Here is a 19,630-nt window from a genome sequence, read left to right on the forward strand (position 1 = left end):
CGTCGCCGCCCAGCTCAACGGCCGACCACGCAAAACGCTCGGCTGGGAAACCCCAGCCGAGCGCCTGCATAAACTCCTCGCGGCCTGAACAACCAACCACGTGTTGCGACGACCCCTAGAAACCGCCTCTAGCTGGGGGTCTTCTTTCGTTGTCGTGGCGCGCCTCTACGTCGAGACCATGTGTAGCGAGCTTGACAGAGGCGAGGCGCAGGGCCATTGTGTGTGTAGCGCGCTACACAAGGTGGCGTCGGAGGGGAGCACCATGAACATCACCGCCGAGACCGTCGAAGACCTCTATACCCACGGCGGCAGCATCACCCTTGCCGACGGCGAAGACCTCACTCGGGACCAGCTCATCCAGTACATCGACAACTGCGACATCGACACCGACAACGACGGCACCCCCCTCGACAGCCAGTGGCAGATCCTCGCCGACGTCCTCGGCGCCCCCGACCCCGCCGACCTCGGAGAGATCACCACAATCGTCGCCGCCGCCCACCGGATCGAAGCCGCCGAGAAAGACCGGGACGAAGCCATCCGCCGAGCTGTCGCCGCCGGACACCAGGTGACCGCGATCGCCCGCGCCGCGAACCTCAGCCGGGCCCGCATCTACCAGATCCGCGACGGCCGCCGCTGACCGCACAGCCCGGCAGAGCGCCTGTCAGCGTCAGCGACCCCCAGCGAAGCATGTACCGAGCCAGTCGAAGGAGACTGCCATGGAAATCCTATGCGGCCACTGCGATCCGATCCTCCCGCCCGGACGCGGGCCCACGTTCGGCGCCTGGGGTGGCACATTCCATCACCCGGGCCAGTGCCGCCAAGTCGAAACCCCGTGGCGCGCCTTCTGGCACGAGCGACGGCGGCAGGGCTATAACCCGGCTGACGCCAACCCCTTCGAACTGACCGGGCTGACCCTCCTGGACGAGGTCTACGAGCCCGACGGCCACCCCTTCCCCGAGGACACGCCCGGCTACAAGCGCCTGGGCGACAACTGGGTGAGGGCCTGCATCGTCCTCGTCCGAGGAGAAACCCCCGAGGAAGTCACCCCACAGCACGTCGAGCACGACGCCATCCACGACATGGACGACGGCTATGACTACAACGACGAGGACTGGGAGATCCCCTACATGGTCCGACCCGCCACCCCGGAAGAGGCGCAGGGCGTCCTCACCGACGAAGAAGAGGGCCCCTTCATCCCGCCGCAAGGCCCCTTCCCCCCGGCGAAGTGACCGCCAACCCGACCAGACCTGCCACTCCAAGGAGACGACGTGAGCAACCACGACAGCGACCTCGAAGGCATCCTCACCGCGATCAGCACCTGGGATCGCGAGACCGCCCACTACTACGAGCTGACCCCCCGGCTGCAGGTCGCCTTCGATGCCACCCTTGACGAGCCGCTGCACTTCGCACACAACGACGACGCCGAGCTCGGCGAAATCCCGGTCACCCCGCGGCAGGCCTCGAACCTCGCCCGCATCCTGACGGCATACAACGAGGCAGTCGGGGACGACGAGTAGGCCCGTTGTCAGTGCCCACCGCTAGCCTGTTCGTATCAATCGGCTCTAGTACGCGGGGATGCTGCTGGACCGAGTACCCGCCCCGCTGGCTGCGTGCCCGGCGGGGCGGAGTGCTGTCAGGACTCGGCTGGCTCAGGATGCAGGGCCGCCTTGACGACTGCCTTCTCGAGGTCGAAGCGGTTCAGTCCGTGGGCCTTCGCATGGTCGGTCACCGCCTGGTTGAAGACGGCCGCGGCCTCCATCCAGGGCTCCCACCGTTCCGGCGAGTAGTCCCCGGCCTGAGCTTCCACACGCGCCGCTTCGCTGGCGAGCTTCAGCTCGACCAGTCGCTGCCGGCCTGCTGCTTCGTCTACCTGTTCGTCTGCCACGGCCGGATCCTAGGCGGCAGGTCTGACATCGCCGCGGATCGCCGCAGCCCACTCCGCGAGAAGCTCCTCGTACCGCGGCTCCCCAGCCCGGCCCGCGGCGACGAGCGCCCGAATCTCCGCGTTGATCTCCGCGAGAGGGCGCACAGGGCCACGGCCTGAAGGGGTGGGGGACATGTCGCACAGGATATCGGGCAGCGCTCAGAATCGGGGGTCCTCGGTTCTGATCAACGCCCGGACGCAGAACCGGCCTCACCCCCTACGCTGACAGTGTCGAGCTGCAGGAAAGGGGCAAGGCCGCTATGCCAGTTGATGCTACTCCCGAACCCATCAGGTTCGGGCAGCGCGTACAAATCCTCCGCACCCGCCGCGGCATGAGCCGCCCAGTCCTCGCCGGCCTCCTCGGCAAGTCGCCGTCGTGGCTCAAGCAGATTGAGACAGGTCAGATCCAGGTGCCCAAGCTGCCGACGATCCTGCGCATCGCGGAAGCCCTCCGCGTGCGTGACCTCGCCGACCTCACAGGCGACCAGTCCATGACTATCGAGCTGTTCATCGGCCCCGGCCACTCCAGCCTCCCCGCCGTCAAGGCCGCCATCGACACCTTCCCGCTCGTCGCCGATCGGGAAGCACCCAGCGCCGAACATCTGCAGCACCGGCTCGCCAGAGCATGGGGCGCAAGGCACACGGCCCCCAACCACCGCGAAGTCATCGGCGCCCTCCTGCCAGCCCTGATCCGGGATGCCCAGCTCTCGGTGCGCCAAGCCGACAGTGCGGCCGCCAGAAGGGAAGCGCAGGCCACGCTGGCCGAGGTGTACTTCCTCGCCCAGTTCTTTTGCGCCTACCAGCCCGACTCGGCCCTGCTGTGGCGGGTTGCCGAACGCGGCATGGTCGCCGCCCAGGACAGCGAAGACCCGCACGCCATCGGGGTTGCCGCCTGGCTCGCCGCGCAAGCGCACCGCGATAGCGGACCTGGGCACTTCGAAGCGGCCGACATGGTCGTCCATGAAGCGCTCCGCTACCTCGAGCCCCACCTCAACGCTGGGCCCGAGCCTGTCCTCGCCATCTCCGGGGCGCTCCAGCACGAGGCTGGCTACACCGCAGCCCGTCGCGGCGATACGGCGAGCGCCTGGGCGTGGTGGGACAAGGCCAGCAAGGCCGCGAAGAAGTTGGACCTCGGCTACTTTCACCCCATCACGAGCTTCGGCCCGGCCATCATGGGCGCCCACGCCGTGACCATCGCCGTCGAGCTTCGGGCCGGCGGAGAGTCGGTACGGCAGGCGGTACGGGCAGACCGGACACCAATCCCCTCCCGGCCCCGTCTTGCCCGACACCGCATCGAGGAAGCCCGCGGCTACCAGCTCGACGGCCAGCCCGAGGTGGCGCTCGACACCCTCGACCGGGCTCACGCCGCGGCCCCGGAGACGATCCGCTATAACGGCTACGCGAGAAGGATCATCCTCGAGGAGACCGAGGCCAGGTCGCCGGAGCGCCGGCAGAAAGCTTCGCAGCTGGCGGTGAAGGTCGGTCTGCTCTCGGCCTGAGTTCGAGCATCTGGGCGAGGGGCAGGATTCCTGCCCCTCGTTCCTGCTGTCGGGCCTCAGGATGTCGGTACCCAGCCGCCGAGACGAGGTGCCACCGATGGCCGATCAGATGCCGGAATGCACGTACTGCCTCCAGCCCGACGTTGACGTGTGCGTCCGCGCCGTCCCCACTGTCAGCGGGCCCCGCTTGGAGTTCGCCCACACAGCGTGCGCTGCCGACCGCGGCGTTGCGCCGCTGTACCGGCTGGTCCCCGTGGAGCGTGCATCGTGACCGCCGGCCGGATCTGCTGCGAGTGCCAGCAGGCCATCCACGGTGAGGCCAAGGAGATCACCCGGCACAGTGCGAGTGGTGTCCGCCCGAACGACTACGCGCACCCTCCTGGCGAGTGCCCGCCCAGGCAGCCGGCCCGCTCGACGGTGGCCCGCTACCTGCCACGCCACCCCTAAGCCCCCGCCTCTCCGGCCGCGGCGGCAGCGGGAGAGGCGGGTACGCAATTGAGACAAGCCAGCAGGTTTGTGTTCGCTTCAACAAAGTTTCGTGCGTGTGTTCGAAGTGGCAGTCGCGAAATCCCTGGTAGCGCATGACAGTTGGTTACGGAATCGCACGGGGTGTGAACCCTGCGTTTGCATAAATGCACGGACCCCCCTCCCGCTGCCTGGCATATGCAGGCAGACTGGAAACCTGTCGTGTGGCCGAAACTGGCACTGCGAGCAGGTGGCTAGGGCATGAGATCACGCAGTGGCACACGCACGATTCGAGCGATACGGGCAAGGTGGCTGAACCGTGGATCCGTCTGTCCGTACTCAATGCGCTGGTACGTGTTCCGGGGGATGCCGGCCGGGAGGTAGACGTCCTCCTGGGTGAGGCGGGCGGCCCTGCGTGCGTCGCGGACGCGGTCGCCTAGCCGTCTGAGGGCCTCACTCTGATCGTCGTGCACCCACAAACGCTGCGAGTTTCATGATCAAAAGTCTGCCCCAGTAGTGGGGCATTTGCTGGATCTAGCCCTTGCTGACTGATGGGCAGGGGATCAAAAGCTTCGGCGCGGCTGGTTCTAATCCAGCCGCGCCGAAGGGGACACCGAGGGCCGCAGCACCCCATGCGCGGCCAGCGGTGACCCCGCTGGATGCCCGTCAGGTCACGACGGGCATCCAGCCTGACGAGTGAACCGCACAACGGCACCGTTGTACGAGACATCCGTCAGCCGGAAACGCCGAAGCCGGGCGGCTTACACACCCCTCCAGGGTGCCGCCCGGCTTCGGTCTGCCTGGCTTCCAGTGGGAGACCAATGGGAAATCAAGCGGGGGAGCAGCCTCGAATCGGCTCGAAATCCCTCTAAAAACCTCTAGACGTATTAGGTCTCGAGACAGTCGTCGGCCCCACCGGCGGCGCCCGTCTCGCGCTCCTCATCGGAGGGCTGTCGACTCCTGCGCTCCCCAGTGGGGCCGTTGACCTGCGGAAACTCAGAGTGCCTGCGCGGCCGGTTTGACCATGCCCCGCACTGTGCGCGACTTCACAAACTCGCCCATGGCCGTCATCTCCCATTCGCCGGAGAACTGCTTGATCAGCTTGGCCATCATCACGCCGGTCTGCGGCTCGGCGCTGGTGAGGTCGAAGCGGACGAGCTCCTCGTTGGTCGCGGCGTCGATGAGGCGGCAGTAGGCCTTGGCCACCTCGGTGAACTTCTGGCCGGAGAAGGAGTTGACCGTGAAGACGAGGCCCGTCGCGTCCGCGGGCAGCCGGCCGAGGTCCACGACGATCACCTCGTCGTCGCCCGCGCCCTCTCCGGTGAGGTTGTCGCCGGAGTGCTTGACGGAGCCGCCGAGGATGGACAGCTTGCCGAAGTAGCAGCTGTCGATGTGGTTGCGCTGCGGGCCGTACGCGATGACCGAGGCGTCCAGGTCGATGTCCCGGCCGCGGAACGCGGGCTCCCAGCCGAGGCCCATCTTGACCTGGGAGAGCAGCGGGCGGCCGCCCTTGACCAGGGACACGGTCTGGTTCTTCTGGAGGCTGACCCGGCCCTTGTCGAGGTTGATCTTCCCGGCGCCGGGGGCGGGGGTGGGGGCGGGGGCGGAAGCCGCGACCGGCGCGGGGGCGGCCGGTGCTGGGGCAGCCGGGGTCGCGCCGGGAGCGCCGCTGGTGAGCCAGGGGGAGGCCGCGTAGGTGGGCGGCGCCGGGGGAGCCGGGGGCGCGGGCGGGGCGACGGGCGGCGCGACGGGGGCCGGGGCGGCGGCCGCCGGAGCCGGCTCCTCCTCCACCGAGACCCCGAAGTCGGTCGCGATGCCGGCGAGGCCGTTCGCGTACCCCTGGCCGACCGCGCGCACCTTCCACACGCCGCCGCGCTGGTAGACCTCGACGACCACCAGGGCGGTCTCCGTGCCGAGCTTCGGCGGGGTGAAGGTGGAGATCGCCGCTCCGCTGCCGGCGTCCCGCACGGTGGCGGTGGGCTCGATGCCCTGGAAGGACTGGCCCGCGGCGTCCGGGCTGGCGGTGATGACGATCCGCTCGATGCCCGGCGGGACCGAACCGGTGTCCACGGTGATCGAGTCCGGCGCGGTGCCGCCGCCCGAGCGGTAGGTGACGCCGGGGCCGGACGGCTGGTTGAAGAAGATGAAATCGGCGTCGGAACGCACCTTGCCGTCGGCGCCGAGGAGCAGCGCGGAGACGTCGAGCCGCACCGGGGCAGCCACGTCGACCGTCACGCGGACGGCATTGAGCGGCAGGTTGGAACCAGGGGTCATAGCGGTCATGCCGGGAGAACGACCGAGGTGGCTTTGCCGTTCCCTTGCTTTCACCCGGTTTCCCGGTTCTTCACCCTTGCCCCACCCGTGCCTCAGACGCGACCCCGGTTGCGGGGGTGGTTCCTGGCGGTCCGCTCGTTGCCGAACTTGTAGGAGCCGGTCCAGCGCGCCATCACGAGCTGGGCGTCACCGGCTCCGACCTCGGCCAGGAACGCGGCGGCCCGCCCGCCCCGGAGGGTGGCCGCGGACCGGCCCTGGTGGGTGATGACGACGCTGTGGTCGCCCCGTTGTTCGTACGAGAATCCGTGGGGTTTCGGCATGGGGCCGAGCGTGCCGTCCCCGGGTGGTGGCCTGCAACACAATATGCCCGGCCCGACCCTGGCACGCCCCGCTCCGACCCTCGGGCCGACCCCAGCCCCGACCCCCGTCCCGCCTCGCGATGCGGTGTCAGCCGCGCCGAGTAAGATCCCTTTTGCAGTGATTTCATGCGCTACGGAAGAGGTTTTGCTCATGCCTGCTGGTGCAGCTCTTACGGCCGAATCGATCGGCCCGGTGGACGTCGCCGTGGTCACCTTCGACGGCAATCGGTTCAACGGCGATGTCGCCCCGGCCCTGCGCGAGCTCCAGGAGAGCGGAGTGGTGCGCATCCTCGACCTCACGTTCGTCCGCAAGGAGCGGGACGGCGCGGTGTCCGTGGTGGAGCTCGCCGACTCCGAGGTGGCCGATCAGTTCGAGCGGGTCCTCGGCGAGGAGTTCGACCTGCTGAGCGACGAGGACCTGGAGACCGTGGCGCAGGGCCTCGCCCCGGAGTCCTCCGCGCTCGTGGTGGTGTGGGAGAACGCCTGGGCCACGCGCCTGGCCTCGGCGGTACGGGAGTCCAACGGGCAGGTGCTCTTCATGGAACGCATCCCACGGGACGGCGTCGAACGCGCCGTCGCCGCACTGACCGAGAAGTAGGAGGAGAGTCATGCGTCGACGCATGGGGCGCCCGGGTCTGCTGGGCGCGATGGCCCGTACCGCGGTCGTGGCGGGTACGGCCACGGCGGTCTCCGGGAGGATGCAGCGGGGCCAGGCCGAGCGCAGCGCGCAGCAGCAGGCGGCGGCGGACGCCGAGCAGCAGGCCCTCGTCAACCAGGCGGCGGCCCAGGCGGCCGCGCAGCAGCAGGCCTGGCAGCAGACCCAGCAGGCCCAGCCGGTCCAGCAGGCCGCGGCCGCGCCGGCTCCCGCGGTCGACAGGGTCGGCCAGCTCACCGCGCTGGCCGAACTGAAGGCCCAGGGCCTGCTCACCGACGAGGAGTTCGCGGCGGAGAAGGCCCGGGTGCTGAACGCCTGACCGGGCCCCCTCCGGCAGCCGGGCCGGGCAAGATCCGAAAGAGACGGCCTAGCCTCCCGTGACCCGTCGCGGGAGGTTCAGGGGGTTGGCCTCGCGGAGTTCCGCCGGGAGCAGGGCGTCCGGCACCGACTGGTAGGCCACCGGGCGGAGCCAGCGCTCGATGGCGGTGCCGCCGACCGAGGTGGAGTGGGCGGTCGCCGCCGGGTAGGGGCCCCCGTGGTGCTGGGCCGGAGCCACGGCCACGCCGGTCGGCCAGCCGTTGACCACGACCCGGCCCGCCAGTGTCGTGACCTGGGAGATCAGCTCCGCCGCCGGACCCGGGCCGCCGTCCGCCTCGGCGGCCGACAGCTGGAGGGTCGCGGTGAGGTTCCCGGGGAGCCGCCCGAGCACGGCGGCGGCCTCGTCCTGGCCGGCGTACCGGGCCAGCACGGTGACGGGGCCGAAGCACTCCTCCAGGAGCACCTCGTAGGGCCCGCCCTCCAGCAGGGTCCGCGCCGGCACGCTCAGGTAGCCCGCGCCGACGGTGTGCTCGCCGCCCGAGCCGGGGGTGACGGGCGCGTCGACCCCGGGCAGCGCGGCGCGTTCGCGGACCCCGGCGACGAAGTTGTCCCGCATCCGGTGGTCGAGGAGCACCCCGGGCTCGGTCTTCACGAGGGCGTCGGAGAGGGCGCTCGCGAGCCGGTCCCCGTCCGCGCCCTCGGGTACGAGGACCAGGCCGGGCTTGACGCAGAACTGGCCGACCCCGAGGGTGACCGAGCCGGCCAGCCCGCCGCCGATCTCCTCGGCGCGCTCGGCGGCGGCCGCCGGGGTGACCACGACCGGGTTCAGGGAGCCCAGTTCCCCGTGGAAGGGGATCGGTACGGGCCGCGCGGCGGCGGCGTCGAACAGCGCCCGCCCGCCCCGGATGGACCCGGTGAACCCGGCGGCGCTGATCAGGGGGTGCCGGATCAGCTCCAGGCCCGCGTCGAACCCGTGGACCACCGCGACGACCTCGGCCGGCAGCCCGGCGGCGACGGCCGCCCGGCGCAGCAGCGAGGCGCACAGCTCGGAGGTGGCCGGGTGGTCGGGGTGCGCCTTGACCACGACCGGGCAGCCCGCGGCCAGCGCGCTGGCGGTGTCGCCGCCGGGCACGGAGAAGGCGAGGGGGAAGTTGGAGGCGGCGTAGACCGCGACCACGCCCAGCGGCACCTTGTAGCGGCGCAGTTCGGGGCGGGGCGGGGCGGTGGCGGGATCGGCGCGGTCGATGCGGATGTCGAGATAGGAGCCCTCGTCCACGGCGTCGGCGAAGGCCCGGAACTGGCCCGTGGTGCGGGCGAGCTCGCCGGTGAGCCGGCCCGGGCCGAGCGCCGTCTCCGCGTCGGCGGCCTCGATCACGTGGGAGGCCGCCTCGTCGAGCAGATCGGCGGCGGCGCGCAGGAAGGCGACGCGCCGCGCGGCGTCGGCCAGCGAGCCGCGGGCGGCGTGGGCCGCGCGCACGGCTTCGTCCACCTCCCGGGGTGTGGCCTCCACCGCAACCTGCTCGCGGTGCTTCCCGGTGCGGGGGTCCACACTCCAGACTGGTGCTGCTGCCATGGCGAACTGCCTCCTGGATCTACGCTGACCCGCGCGGATGCGTTCAGTATTGTGAACGCTGTTCCGTTGGATGAATGATCACATCCACCGTGGACTCTATTTCCGTGTCTTCCGGGTTGACAAGTGACAGCAAGAGACAGAGGGGCATGAAGGCGGATGACCACCACAGCTGAGTCGGGGGGCTCGGGCGCGCCGGCGGCCGTCAAGTCGGCGGTACGCACGGTCCTGTTGCTGGAACACTTCGCTTCCCGGCCGGGTCTGCACAGCCTCGCCGACATCCAGAACGACCTCTCCCTGCCCAAATCCAGCCTCTACATGCTGCTGCGCACCTTGGTGAACCTGGGCTGGGTCGAGACGGACGCGACGGGCACGCGGTACGGCATCGGCGTACGGGCGCTGCTCGTGGGCAGCTCGTACATCGACGGGGACGAGGTGGTCGCGGCGGCGCGGCCCACGCTGGACCGGCTCTCCGACGACACGACGGAGACGATCCACCTGGCCCGCATGGACGGGACGAGCGTGGTCTACCTCGCGACCCGGCAGTCCCAGCACTACCTGCGGCCCTTCACCCGCGTCGGGCGGCGGCTGCCGGTGCACTCGACGGCGCTCGGCAAGGCCCTGCTGGCCACGCACGCGGACGAAGAGGTGCGCGCACTGCTGCCGCGGCGGCTCGAAGCCGTCACGGAGCACACCATCACCGACCGGGACCGGCTCATCGAGGAGCTGGCACTGGTACGGGAGCAGGGGTACGCGGTGGACCGGGAGGAGAACACGCTCGGACTGCGCTGCTTCGGGGTGGCGGTGCCGTACCGGACGCCGGCGCGGGACGCGGTGAGCTGTTCGGTGCCGGTGGCGCGGCTGACTCCGGGGCACGAACGGGGCATCAAGGCGGCGCTGTTCGCGGCGCGCGACCGGCTGTCGGTGGTGACGCGGCGGATGTAGCCGCGGGTGGCGTGGCGGAGCGCGCGGTTCCTCCCCCGGGCGGGGGAGGCGGTTCCCCTTCAAGGGGGAGGTGGCGGGGACACGGAACCGGGACCGTTGAGGCATGACCACACGAGCCGAACACCCGCCGCGGTCACAGCGACCGGCGCGCGAAGAAGCGCAGACCTCATTCCCCCGGCCGGGGGCCGGGCGCAGGATCCCGGCCGCGGTGGCCGTAGCCGCGACCGTCCCGTACCTGACGCTGAAGGCCGCCTGGCTGGCGGGGAGTCACATCGGGATACCGGCGGGCAGCGTGCTGCGGGAGCCCGGGCTGGTCCTCACCGTGGCGAATTCCGTCACGGTGCTCATGGACGCGGCCGTGATCGCGCTCGTGCTGGTGCTCATCAGGCCCTGGGGCAAGCGGGTGCCGTCCTGGCTGCTGACCGTCCCGGCCTTCGTCGCCACCGGCCTGCTCACCCCGATCGTGCTCGGGTTCCCCGGCCAACTCCTCATGAGAGCCGTGGGGCTGGGACCCGACGCGGCGGCGAAGGCAGCCGGGAAGCCCTTCCTCGACCCCTGGGTCTTCCACGTGGTCTACGTGGGCTTCATCGTCCAGGCGATAGCCCTGGCCGTCCTGTTCGTGCCCTATGCGCGGGAGCGCTGGGGCCGGCGCTGGCAGGGCCCCCTCGGCCCGCGGCTCCCGTCACCCACGGGGGTGGTGGCGGGAGTCGCGGCGGCGCTGGCCTCGGTGGTCGCCGCTGGGCACCTCTACTGGGCCTTCGGCGGTACGGCCGGGCAGAACGCGGCGCAGATCGTGCAGCACTCCTCGGACACTGCCGTGGGCTCCGCCGTCCACGCGATATGCGCCCTGACCGCCGGGGCGGGGGCGGTGCTGCTCGCCCGGGGCGGGGCCCGGCGGGCGGGGTGGCCGCTGGCCGTGGCGTGGACCGGGTCGGCGGCGACCCTGTGCTGGGGGATGTGGATGCTGGCGGCCTTCTCGACCGGAGACCCCGGTCCGGGCGAACAGACCACCACCGCGAGCTATGTGATCTACGCTGGCCAGATGATCACCGCGCTCCTCGCGACCGCCGTCATGGGGCGCTTCCTCGCCGGCCGCCGCGCGGCCTGAAGGGGTCGGCGTGGAGCTGCGGCCGGGGGTGCGCCGGGCACGTGGGATGCGTCGGAGATGGGTCCATCTGATCCTCGGCGGGGCCCTGCTGATGCCGTACTTCCTGCTCATGGAGGTGGCGGTCGGCGTCCTTGCCGGTGGGAGGGACGCGGGAGCCTCTCTGCCGCTCAGCCTCGCCGCCTACGCCGCGGCCCTGCCGCTCGTCGCCGTGACCGGGCTGCTCCGGCTGGTCCGGCCGATGTCCGTCGCCGCGGCGCGCGCCCTGTGCGGGGTGCCGGGGGAGCGGTTCGCCGAGGGGCCGGCCCGGAGTTGGGCGGCCCGGGGGCGGGCCTCGGCCTGGTGGACCCTGCACCTGGGGGTCGGCGCCCTGGTCAGCGGGATGAGCCTGGCGGTACCGCCCATGGCGGTGGTGCTGATCGCCCTGCCCTTCGTGAGCGCGCTGCGGGAGCTCCCGGTCGGACTCGGCCCGCTGGGCTTGCCGGATCAGCCGTATGTCGCCCCCCTGCTCGGGATCGGGCTGCTGGCCGGGCTCGTCCTGTGCGCCGCCGGGGCGGGGGCGCTGCTGGCCCGGCTGGCGCCCGTCCTGCTCGGGCCGACGGCGGCGGACCGGCTGGCGGCCGCCGAGGAGCGCGCCGCGGATCTGGCGGTCCGCAACCGGCTGGCCCGGGAGCTGCACGACGCCGTCGGGCACGCCCTGAGCGCGGTCACCCTCCAGGCGAGCGCCGCCCGGCGGGTGCTCGACAGCGACCCCGGCTTCGTACGGGAGGCGCTGGCCGCGATCGAGGACACCACGCGGCGCACGGTGGGCGAGCTGGACGCCGTCCTCGGCCTGCTGCGCGAGGGCGACGGAGCGGGCGCCGGGGGTACCGGGCCGCCGGCTCCGACGCTGGCATCCGACCTCGACGGGCTGCTGGCCCGCAGCCGGGCCTCCGGGACCCCGATCACCGCCCGCCAGGACCCGGGACCGGCCGGCGACTGGGGGCGGCTCCCGGCGATCGCCTCCCGCGAGGCGTACCGGATCGTCCAGGAGGGGCTGAGCAACGCGCTGCGGCACGGGACGGGCCCGGTCGATCTGCGGATCCTCGTACGGGTGCGGGGCGGCCACACGGGGCACGGCGGACACGCGGGGCACGGCATACACGCGGGGCACGGCATACACGAGGAACTGGAGATCACCATGACGAACGATCCGGCGGCCGCTCCGCAGGCCCGCACCACCGGGGGCCGGGGGCTGCGCGGCGCGGCCGAGCGGGCCGCGCTGCTCGGCGGGCGGGTCGAGGCCGGGCCGCACGAGGATCGGTGGCGGCTGCGGGCCGTGCTCCCGCTCGGCGGGGACGCCCGATGACGCCGCCGACCCCGCCGCCGCCGATGCCGCCGCCCCCGCAGCCGTCAGCGCCGATGCCGCCGACCCCGTCGACCGCACCGGCGCCCCTTCCGGCGGCCCCGCCGGGGCGCCCGCCGCTGCGGCTGGTCGTGGCCGACGACGAGCGGATGGTCCGTACCGCCCTGCGGGTCATCCTCGACGCCGAGCCCGACCTGGAGGTCGTCGGCGAGGCGGCCACCGGAGCCGAGGCCGTGGCCGTGGTCCGGGCGCTCACCCCGGACGTGGTGCTGATGGACGTGCGGATGCCGGAGATCGACGGCATACGGGCCACCGAGCGGATCCTCGCCACCATGGCCGAGCCGCCCCGGATCGTGGTGGTCACCACCTTCGAGAACGACGCCTACGTGTACGAGGCGCTGCGCGCGGGAGCCGCGGGGTTCCTCCTCAAGCGGGCCGACCCCGACGAGCTGACCGCCGCGGTCCGGCTGGTGGCCCGCGGGGACTCGCTGCTCTTCCCGGCGGCCGTCCGCTCCCTGGCTGCCGCCCACACCCCGCCCGGGGCCGGCCCGCCCGCCGCGCCCTGGGTCGCCCGGCTCACGGACCGGGAGGCCGACGTACTGCGCCTGATGGCCGCGGGGCTCTCCAACCACGAGGTGAGCGAGCGGCTCGGAGTCGGCCCGCAGACGGTCAAGACGCACGTCGCCGCCGTGCTGGCCAAGACCGGCTCCCGGGACCGGACCCAGGCGGTGATCGCGGCGTACGAGGGAGGCTTCCTCATGAAGAAAGGCTGAGAACTCCGCCACAATCGGGGCAGAGCGGAACGGCTGGGGACGTTGGGGCGTCCTTCTGGGGGATGAACAAGACGATCAGGCGTGCGTCGGTCTTCTGTCTGCTTCTGGTGCTGGCCCTTTTGGTGCGGGTCACCTGGGTGCAGGCGTACCAAGGCCAGGCCCTCGCAGACGACAAGAACAACCGGCGCAACCTCATCGGGCAGTACGAGAACCCGTTGGGGAACATCATCGTGGGCGGGGAGGCGATCACCGGTTCCACGGACACGGGCGGCAAGGACTTCCGGTACAAGCGGACGTACACCGACGGGCCGCTGTACGCGCCGATCACCGGCTACAGCTCCCAGGCCTTCGGGTCGAGCATGCTGGAGGGCGTCTACCGGAACATCCTCAACGGCTCCGACAACCGGCTCAAGACGATCATGGACACGCTCACCAACAAGCGGGCCGCCCCGGGCAACGTCCTCACCACGATCGACAAGGAAGTCCAGAAGGCGGGCTGGGACGCGCTCCAGGGCAAGCAGGGCTCGGCCGTGGCGATCGACCCGGCGACGGGCGAGATCCTGGCCGTCGTGAACAACCCGTCCTTCGACCCGGGCTCCATCGCCGGCGCCGGCGAGACGGAGCAGAAGGCGTGGGAGGCGCTCAGCGCCGACAAGGGCAAGGCGCTGGAGAACACCGCGCTGCGCAAGCCGCAGGCGCCGGGCTCCACCTTCAAGCTGGTCACCCTCGCCGCGGCCATCGAGAACGGCCTGGTCACGAACATCGACACGCCGACCGGGGTCCCCGGTGACTACACGATCCCCGGGACGCGGACCAAGCTGCGCAGCGAGGTGGACGACTCGTTCTGCAACAACGTTTCCCCCCGGGTCGCGCTGAAGCTGTCCTGCAACAACGTCTTCGCGGAGTTCGCCCACAAGCTCGGCCAGGACAAGATGCGCGCCATGGCGGAGAAGCTCGGCTTCAACGTGGTGCAGAAGACCCCCGTCTGGACCAGCCCGCCCAGCAAGTACCCGACGAAGAAGATGTCGGTCGACCAGGTCGCGCAGACCGGCATCGGCCAGTTCGACGTCCAGGCCACCCCGCTGCAGATGGCGATGGTGACGGCCGCGATCGAGAACGGCGGCAAGCTGGTCTCCCCGCACCAGGTCTCCGAGGTCACCGACTCCAACGGCAACGTGCTGGAGAGCTTCAAGGACCCGAAGTCCGAGCAGGTGATGAGCGCGAAGACCGCCTCGATGGTCCAGGACGCCATGAGGACGGTCGCCACCGAAGGCGGCGGCAAGAACGTCCAGATCCCGGGCGTCGAGTCGGGAGCCAAGACCGGTACCGCCCAGCGCGGCGTGAACAACAGCCTGCCGCCGCTGGCCTGGTACACCACGTACGGAAAGATGAACGGCAAGCAGATCGCGGTCACCGTCGTGATCGAGAACTCGGACACGGACCGCTCCGAGATCGGCGGCGGCAGGCTGGCCGCCCCGGTGGCGCAGAAGATGATGCAGGCCTGGCTGAAGAATTAACCCGTTGACCTCGTTGACCGCGGGAGCGACCCGTCCGGGGAATGAGACGCGGCGGCGGATGGTTGAACACGGAACAGTTGATTCCGTGGAGGGAAGAAGGAACATGCGCGTCGAGATCTGGAGCGACATCGCCTGCCCGTGGTGCTACATAGGCAAGGCCCGGTTCGCCAAGGCGCTGGCCGGCTTCGCCCACCGCGACGAGGTCGAGGTGGTCCACCGCTCCTTCGAGCTCGACCCGAACGGCCCCAAGGGCCAGGTGGCGCCCGTCCTGGAGATGCTGGCCAAGAAGTACGGCCGCACCCTCGACGAGGCCCGCGGCATGGAGGAGCACGTCGCCGCGAGCGCCCGCGCCGAGGGGCTGACGTACCGCACCGAGGGCCGTTACCACGGCAACACCTTCGACGTCCACCGCTTGCTGCACCTGGCCGCCGACCGCGGACGCCAGGAGGAGCTGCTCGACCTCGCCTACCGCGCCAACTTCGGCGAGGAGCGCTCCGTCTTCGAACCCGAGGTGCTCGTCGCACTCGCCGTCGAGGCCGGACTGGACGAGGGGGAGGCCCGCGCGGTGCTGGCCGACGAGTCGGCGTACGCCGCCGAGGTGCGGGCCGACGAGCGCGAAGCGGCCGAGCTGGGCGCGAACGCCGTGCCGTTCTTCGTGCTCGACCGCCGCTACGGGATCTCCGGGGGCCAGCCCTCCGAGGTGTTCGCGCAGGCGCTGGAGCAGGCCTGGGCCGGCCGCGAGGTCCTCGCGCCCGCCGCCCCCGAGGGGGAGGCCTGCGAGCCCGACGGGGCGTGCGCGGTGCCGCGGCCGTAGCCGGGGCCGCGGCGGCCGTGGGCCGCCGCGCCCCCGGACGGTTCGGAAGTCCGGTGACCCGGGGGGCTTCGCCTCCGTCATCAACCGCTCCTTCTCGCTACGCAGAAGCGAGTTCTGTGCGGGGGCACGCCCCGAAGGGTCTTGGGCGCACTGGGTTCCGGCTTTCGCGGCCCGGTCGGCGACACGCATCCTGTGCACCCTGGTCCCGCTGCACGCCGGCTGGGTGGCGGCCGCATCGATGTGGGACGCCGCCTACGGCCCCATGAAGGAACTCGCCGCGGAGCCCGGCGCTTCGACGCGTCCCCGGCCTTCCTCGGCTACCACGCCGCCGAACCCTCGCTTGCCCCGCTGGAGCGGATCGGCATCGACGCCGTGCACGCCCACGACACCGCCCTGGCCGCCCGCGCGGGCCGCCCGCGGGCCTCCTTCCACCTCTACAACACCGAGGCGGACGTGGACCGGCTGCTGAACCTCCTGGAGGGCTGACCGGATCAGGCGGAGGGCAGGGCCGCCGACCAGGCCGAACCCGCCGCCGCAAGGGCCCCGGCCGGGTCCGCCGACAGGGCCGCGGCCAGGGCGGTCAGGCTGGAGCCGACGGTGTCCAGGGAGGCCGCCGTGCCGTAGTGGTTGACCCGGACCATCTCCCGGGCCAGCGCGCCGCCGCCCGCCGCGAGAGGGGCAGCCGGATCGGCCGCCAGGGCCTTCGCCACCACCAGGGAGGCCTCCGGGACCCGCAGGGTGGTGGCCACCGGGGCCGCCGCCGCGTCCCGGCCGACGTACGGGGCGATGCCCAGCGCCGCCGCGCCCGCACGGGTCGCCGCCGCCGCGGCCGCGTGGCGGGCCGTCACCGCCGGCAGGCCCTCGGCCGCGATGCGGTCCAGGCAGGCCTCCAGCGCCAGCATCTCCAGCTGCGCCGGCGCGTGCGGCAGCGCCGTGCGCCCGCCGTCGATCCAGCGCTCCTTCCAGTCCAGCAGGGAGAGGTACGAGCGGCGCGGAGCCGCGGAGTTCTCCGCGAAGCGGGCCCACGCGCGGTCGGAGACCGATACGGCCGAGACCCCCGCCGGCCCGCCCATCGCCTTCTGCGCGCCGATCACGCACAGGTCCACGCCCCACGCGTCCGGCAGCAGCGGCTCCGCGCCCACCGAGGCCACCGCGTCCAGCATGAACAGCGCCCCGTGGGCCCGTACGGCCTCGCCGATCTCCGCCACCGGGTTGGTGTTCCCGGTGGCCGCCTCCGCGTGCACCAGGGAGACGAAGTCGATCTCCGGGTGCTCCGCCAGGGCGTGCTCCACCTGGGCCGCCGACACGGCCGTGTCGAAGGGGACCGCCAGGTCCACGACGCTCGCCCCGCAGTCGCGCAGCCAGTTGCCGAAGGTGGTCCCGTAGGGGCCGGTCACCACGTTCAGCGCGGTCGAACCGGGCCGCGCGCCCGACCGGATGCACCCCTCCAGCGGCAGCAGCGCCTCGCCCTGGGTGATCACCACGTCGGCCCGGGTTCCGAGCAGCTCCGCGACCCCCCGCTCGATCGACGCGAAGCGCGCGGCGGTCAGGGGCGGAAGGTCCAGGAGGGGGTGGGTCACGGCGCCGCTCTCTTCGTTCTCTCGGTCCGGGGGCTCTTGCCCCGGTGGTTCTCTTGCCCCGGTGGTTCTCTTGCTCTGACTGGTTCTTTTGCTCTGGGGGCGTTCGTCCGGAATCGTCCGGGCCGACCTGGAGAGCCTACCGAGCCCGCACATAGAGTGCCGTCATGAGCGACGAGGTCAACGGTGACAGCGCGAGGTCGGGTCTGCTGCACGTCAAGGGGCGGGTGCTGGTCGGGCCCGAGGAGGTCCGCGACGAGCTCTGGGTGGTCGGCGGCCGGATCTCCTACGAGCGCCCGCGCGGCGCCCGGGAGGTCACCGAGGTCACCGGGTGGGTGCTGCCCGGACTGGTCGACGCGCACTGCCACGTGGGGCTCGACGCCCACGGCCCGGTGGACGCGGACACCGCCGAACGGCAGGCCCTGACCGACCGGGAGGCCGGCACCCTCCTCATCCGCGATGCCGGATCCCCGTCCGACACCCGCTGGATCGACGGCCGCGAGGACCTGCCGAAGATCATCCGGGCGGGCCGGCACATCGCCCGCACCCGCCGCTACATCCGCAACTTCGCCCACGAGATCGAGCCGGCCGACCTCGTCGAGTACGTAGGCCGCGAGGCGCGGCGCGGCGACGGCTGGGTCAAGCTGGTCGGGGACTGGATCGACCGCGAGGCCGGGGACCTGACCGCCTGCTGGCCGCGCGCCGAGGTCGAGGCGGCCATCGCCGAGGCCCACCGCCTCGGGGCGCGCGTCACCGCGCACTGCTTCGCGGAGGACTCCCTGCGGGATCTGGTCGAGGCGGGCATCGACTGCATCGAGCACGCCACGGGGCTCACCGAGGACACCATCCCGCTGTTCGCGGAGCGCGGGGTGGCCATCGTCCCCACCCTCGTGAACATCGCGACCTTCCCGAAGATGGCTGCGGGCGGCGAGGCCAAGTTCCCGCGGTGGTCGGCGCACATGCGCAGGCTGCACGAGCGGCGCTACGACACCGTCCGCGCCGCCTACGACGCGGGCATCGGGGTCTACGTCGGTACCGACGCGGGAGGCTCCCTCCCGCACGGCCTGGTCGCCGCCGAGGTCGGCGAGCTCGTCAAGGCCGGGATCCCGCCGCTGCAAGCCCTCTCGGCGACGGCCTGGGGTGCGCGCGCATGGCTCGGCAGGCCCGGCCTGACCGAGGGGGCACCGGCCGACCTGGTGGTCTACGAGGCCGATCCGCGGGCCGACGTGCGGGCGCTGGCGGAGCCGCGGCGGGTGGTGGTGAACGGCACGGTGGTGGCCTGAGGGCCGCAGGAGTGCGGGAGTTGACGGGGCGTGACGCCGACGGCCGCACGGTCGTTGTGTACGCCCGGCGCGGGTCCCGGCGTCCGGGATTCCCGGGATGGGAGGGAACTCCCGTTCCGGATGAGGCGTGTTTATTCGAACCTATGCCTGGAAACCACCCTTTGGGGTGAACTCGCGCCGGGTTCACCCCCGTTCACTCTCAGTGCGTAAAGATTCCGGGGTCGAGGCCGTCGGCGCGCGCAATGTCCCCCATTGGCGGCGCGACGGCTCCCATCTCCCTGGGGGTTCCACCATCTTGAACAGCAACACCTTCCGCATGCCCGTGGCCGCGCTCGTCGCCACGGGAGCGGTTGCCCTGCTCACCGCCCCGCCCGCCTTCGCCACCGGCTCCCACCCGGGGAAGGGCAAGGCGAGCGCCGTCGTCCTGCGCACCACGCTGGACGTGGGCCTGCTCAACAAGACCGTGCACGTTCCGCTGAAGGCGACCCTCAACGAGGTCAGTGCCCCGGCGGACGCCGCGAAGACGGCGCTGACCGTCACCCTCGACGGGGTCGAGGGCGGAAAGCCGGTGAGCATCCTGCGCGCCGACGTCGCCACCTCCAAGGCCACCGCCGACGCCGACCGCGCCGTGGCCGAGGCCAACCTCGCCAAGGCCCGGGTCCACGTACCGGGGCTGCCCCTGCTGTCCCTGATCGAGGTGGAGAAGGTCAGCTCCAAGGCCGTCTGCGAGGCGGGCAAGAAGCCGGTCGCGTCCTCCAACGTCCTGGGCGCCGTGACCGTCCTGGGCAAGAAGGTCACCCTCTCGGCGGGCGGCCCCACCAAGGTCGAGGTCCCCAAGGTCGGCCTGGTGAGCCTGGAGCTCTCCGCCGCCGAGACCACCTCCACCACGGCCGCCGCGGCCGCGCTGCGGCTCAGGGTGTCGGTGAACCCGCTCGACCTGAACGTCGCCGAGGTCGACGGGGAGATCGTGCTCGCCGAGGCCCGCTGCGAGTCCCCGGCCGCCCCCGCCCCCAGCGCCAGTGCTTCGAAGCTGCCCGACGTCAAGCCCCAGACGGGGACCGCGGGCGGCTCCGGGACCCAGGCCGACCTCGCCGAGACCGGAGGCGGCTCGCTCACCCCGTTCGTGACGGGCGGTGCGCTGATCCTGCTCGGCTTCGGCGCCGCCGCGCTGATCGTGACCCGGCGCGGCAGGGCCTCGTAGGCCCGG

The 19,630-nt window shown here is 71.9% G+C and carries 22 protein-coding genes; 16 read left to right on the forward strand and 6 right to left on the reverse strand.

Annotated features, from left to right (window positions below):
• The first annotated feature begins 262 nt into the window (after positions 1-262).
• The 3 genes from AC061S_RS20800 (at position 263) to AC061S_RS20810 (ending at position 1,517) form a co-directional block, all read left to right on the forward strand.
• The gene (locus tag AC061S_RS20800; protein ID WP_478687451.1) at positions 263-637 is read left to right on the forward strand and encodes a hypothetical protein; all 375 of its coding nucleotides are present in this window, start codon (positions 263-265) and stop codon (positions 635-637) included.
• A gap of 79 nt (positions 638-716) precedes the next feature.
• Complete coding sequence (locus tag AC061S_RS20805; RefSeq protein ID WP_478687452.1) at positions 717-1,229, forward strand: hypothetical protein; 513 nt, start codon at positions 717-719, stop codon at positions 1,227-1,229.
• 39 nt (positions 1,230-1,268) lie between these two features.
• Complete coding sequence (locus tag AC061S_RS20810; protein ID WP_478687453.1) at positions 1,269-1,517, forward strand: hypothetical protein; 249 nt, start codon at positions 1,269-1,271, stop codon at positions 1,515-1,517.
• Positions 1,518-1,633: 116 nt separating this feature from the next.
• Here the strand turns inward: AC061S_RS20810 and AC061S_RS20815 are convergent, their stop codons facing one another.
• Positions 1,634-1,885 carry a hypothetical protein gene (locus tag AC061S_RS20815; RefSeq protein ID WP_478687454.1) on the reverse strand — a complete coding sequence of 84 codons (252 nt, stop codon included), beginning with the start codon at positions 1,883-1,885 and terminating at the stop codon, positions 1,634-1,636.
• Positions 1,886-2,184: 299 nt separating this feature from the next.
• Between AC061S_RS20815 and AC061S_RS20820 the strand changes: the two genes are divergently transcribed.
• Positions 2,185-3,423 (forward strand): helix-turn-helix domain-containing protein, encoded by a 1,239-nt coding sequence (locus AC061S_RS20820; RefSeq protein ID WP_478687455.1) that lies wholly within the window; start codon positions 2,185-2,187, stop codon positions 3,421-3,423.
• A gap of 267 nt (positions 3,424-3,690) precedes the next feature.
• On the forward strand, positions 3,691-3,870 hold the full coding sequence (locus AC061S_RS20825) for a hypothetical protein (protein ID WP_478687456.1): 180 nt from the start codon (positions 3,691-3,693) through the stop codon (positions 3,868-3,870).
• Positions 3,871-4,142: 272 nt separating this feature from the next.
• Here the strand turns inward: AC061S_RS20825 and AC061S_RS20830 are convergent, their stop codons facing one another.
• The 3 genes from AC061S_RS20830 to AC061S_RS20840 all read right to left on the reverse strand — a co-directional run bounded on the left by AC061S_RS20830 (position 4,143) and on the right by AC061S_RS20840 (position 6,482).
• Positions 4,143-4,361: a helix-turn-helix domain-containing protein gene (locus tag AC061S_RS20830; RefSeq protein ID WP_478687457.1), complete on the reverse strand. Its 219-nt coding sequence runs from the start codon at positions 4,359-4,361 to the stop codon at positions 4,143-4,145.
• A 523-nt stretch (positions 4,362-4,884) separates the two neighbouring features.
• Complete coding sequence (locus tag AC061S_RS20835) at positions 4,885-6,162, reverse strand: TerD family protein (RefSeq protein ID WP_478687527.1); 1,278 nt, start codon at positions 6,160-6,162, stop codon at positions 4,885-4,887.
• A 92-nt stretch (positions 6,163-6,254) separates the two neighbouring features.
• Positions 6,255-6,482 (reverse strand): hypothetical protein, encoded by a 228-nt coding sequence (locus AC061S_RS20840; protein WP_478687458.1) that lies wholly within the window; start codon positions 6,480-6,482, stop codon positions 6,255-6,257.
• Between the two features lie 190 nt (positions 6,483-6,672).
• On the opposite strand from AC061S_RS20840, the gene AC061S_RS20845 reads away from it, so the two are divergent.
• The gene (locus AC061S_RS20845; protein ID WP_478687459.1) at positions 6,673-7,119 is read left to right on the forward strand and encodes a DUF6325 family protein; all 447 of its coding nucleotides are present in this window, start codon (positions 6,673-6,675) and stop codon (positions 7,117-7,119) included.
• Positions 7,120-7,129: 10 nt separating this feature from the next.
• Positions 7,130-7,495: an SHOCT domain-containing protein gene (locus tag AC061S_RS20850; protein WP_478687460.1), complete on the forward strand. Its 366-nt coding sequence runs from the start codon at positions 7,130-7,132 to the stop codon at positions 7,493-7,495.
• Positions 7,496-7,543: 48 nt separating this feature from the next.
• Here the strand turns inward: AC061S_RS20850 and AC061S_RS20855 are convergent, their stop codons facing one another.
• Positions 7,544-9,067 carry an aldehyde dehydrogenase (NADP(+)) gene (locus tag AC061S_RS20855; protein WP_478687461.1) on the reverse strand — a complete coding sequence of 508 codons (1,524 nt, stop codon included), beginning with the start codon at positions 9,065-9,067 and terminating at the stop codon, positions 7,544-7,546.
• 156 nt (positions 9,068-9,223) lie between these two features.
• Here AC061S_RS20855 and AC061S_RS20860 point away from each other — a divergent pair, with 156 nt between their 5' ends.
• The 7 genes from AC061S_RS20860 to AC061S_RS20890 all read left to right on the forward strand — a co-directional run bounded on the left by AC061S_RS20860 (position 9,224) and on the right by AC061S_RS20890 (position 16,049).
• Positions 9,224-10,009: an IclR family transcriptional regulator gene (locus tag AC061S_RS20860; RefSeq protein ID WP_478687462.1), complete on the forward strand. Its 786-nt coding sequence runs from the start codon at positions 9,224-9,226 to the stop codon at positions 10,007-10,009.
• Positions 10,010-10,217: 208 nt separating this feature from the next.
• Positions 10,218-11,117, forward strand: a complete 900-nt coding sequence (locus tag AC061S_RS20865) for a hypothetical protein (protein ID WP_478687463.1) — start codon at positions 10,218-10,220, stop codon at positions 11,115-11,117.
• Between the two features lie 46 nt (positions 11,118-11,163).
• Positions 11,164-12,462, forward strand: coding sequence for a sensor histidine kinase (locus AC061S_RS20870; protein ID WP_478687464.1), 1,299 nt, complete (start codon positions 11,164-11,166; stop codon positions 12,460-12,462).
• 116 nt (positions 12,463-12,578) lie between these two features.
• Positions 12,579-13,232, forward strand: coding sequence for a response regulator transcription factor (locus tag AC061S_RS20875; RefSeq protein WP_478687528.1), 654 nt, complete (start codon positions 12,579-12,581; stop codon positions 13,230-13,232).
• Positions 13,233-13,294: 62 nt separating this feature from the next.
• Positions 13,295-14,749, forward strand: a complete 1,455-nt coding sequence (locus AC061S_RS20880) for a penicillin-binding transpeptidase domain-containing protein (RefSeq protein WP_478687465.1) — start codon at positions 13,295-13,297, stop codon at positions 14,747-14,749.
• A gap of 103 nt (positions 14,750-14,852) precedes the next feature.
• A complete protein-coding gene (locus tag AC061S_RS20885; protein WP_478687466.1) occupies positions 14,853-15,563 on the forward strand; it encodes a DsbA family oxidoreductase in 711 nt (236 codons plus the stop codon).
• Positions 15,564-15,755: 192 nt separating this feature from the next.
• Positions 15,756-16,049: a hypothetical protein gene (locus AC061S_RS20890; RefSeq protein ID WP_478687467.1), complete on the forward strand. Its 294-nt coding sequence runs from the start codon at positions 15,756-15,758 to the stop codon at positions 16,047-16,049.
• 5 nt (positions 16,050-16,054) lie between these two features.
• On the opposite strand, the gene AC061S_RS20895 is transcribed toward AC061S_RS20890, so the two are convergent.
• Positions 16,055-17,143, reverse strand: coding sequence for a pyridoxal-phosphate-dependent aminotransferase family protein (locus tag AC061S_RS20895; RefSeq protein ID WP_478687468.1), 1,089 nt, complete (start codon positions 17,141-17,143; stop codon positions 16,055-16,057).
• 164 nt (positions 17,144-17,307) lie between these two features.
• Here AC061S_RS20895 and AC061S_RS20900 point away from each other — a divergent pair, with 164 nt between their 5' ends.
• Together AC061S_RS20900 and AC061S_RS20905 are read left to right on the forward strand one after the other, a co-directional pair.
• A complete protein-coding gene (locus tag AC061S_RS20900; RefSeq protein WP_478687469.1) occupies positions 17,308-18,423 on the forward strand; it encodes an amidohydrolase family protein in 1,116 nt (371 codons plus the stop codon).
• 295 nt (positions 18,424-18,718) lie between these two features.
• The gene (locus AC061S_RS20905; protein WP_478687470.1) at positions 18,719-19,624 is read left to right on the forward strand and encodes an SCO1860 family LAETG-anchored protein; all 906 of its coding nucleotides are present in this window, start codon (positions 18,719-18,721) and stop codon (positions 19,622-19,624) included.
• The last annotated feature ends 6 nt before the right edge of the window (positions 19,625-19,630 follow it).

This window comes from Streptomyces sp. CA189 (genome assembly GCF_056428985.1).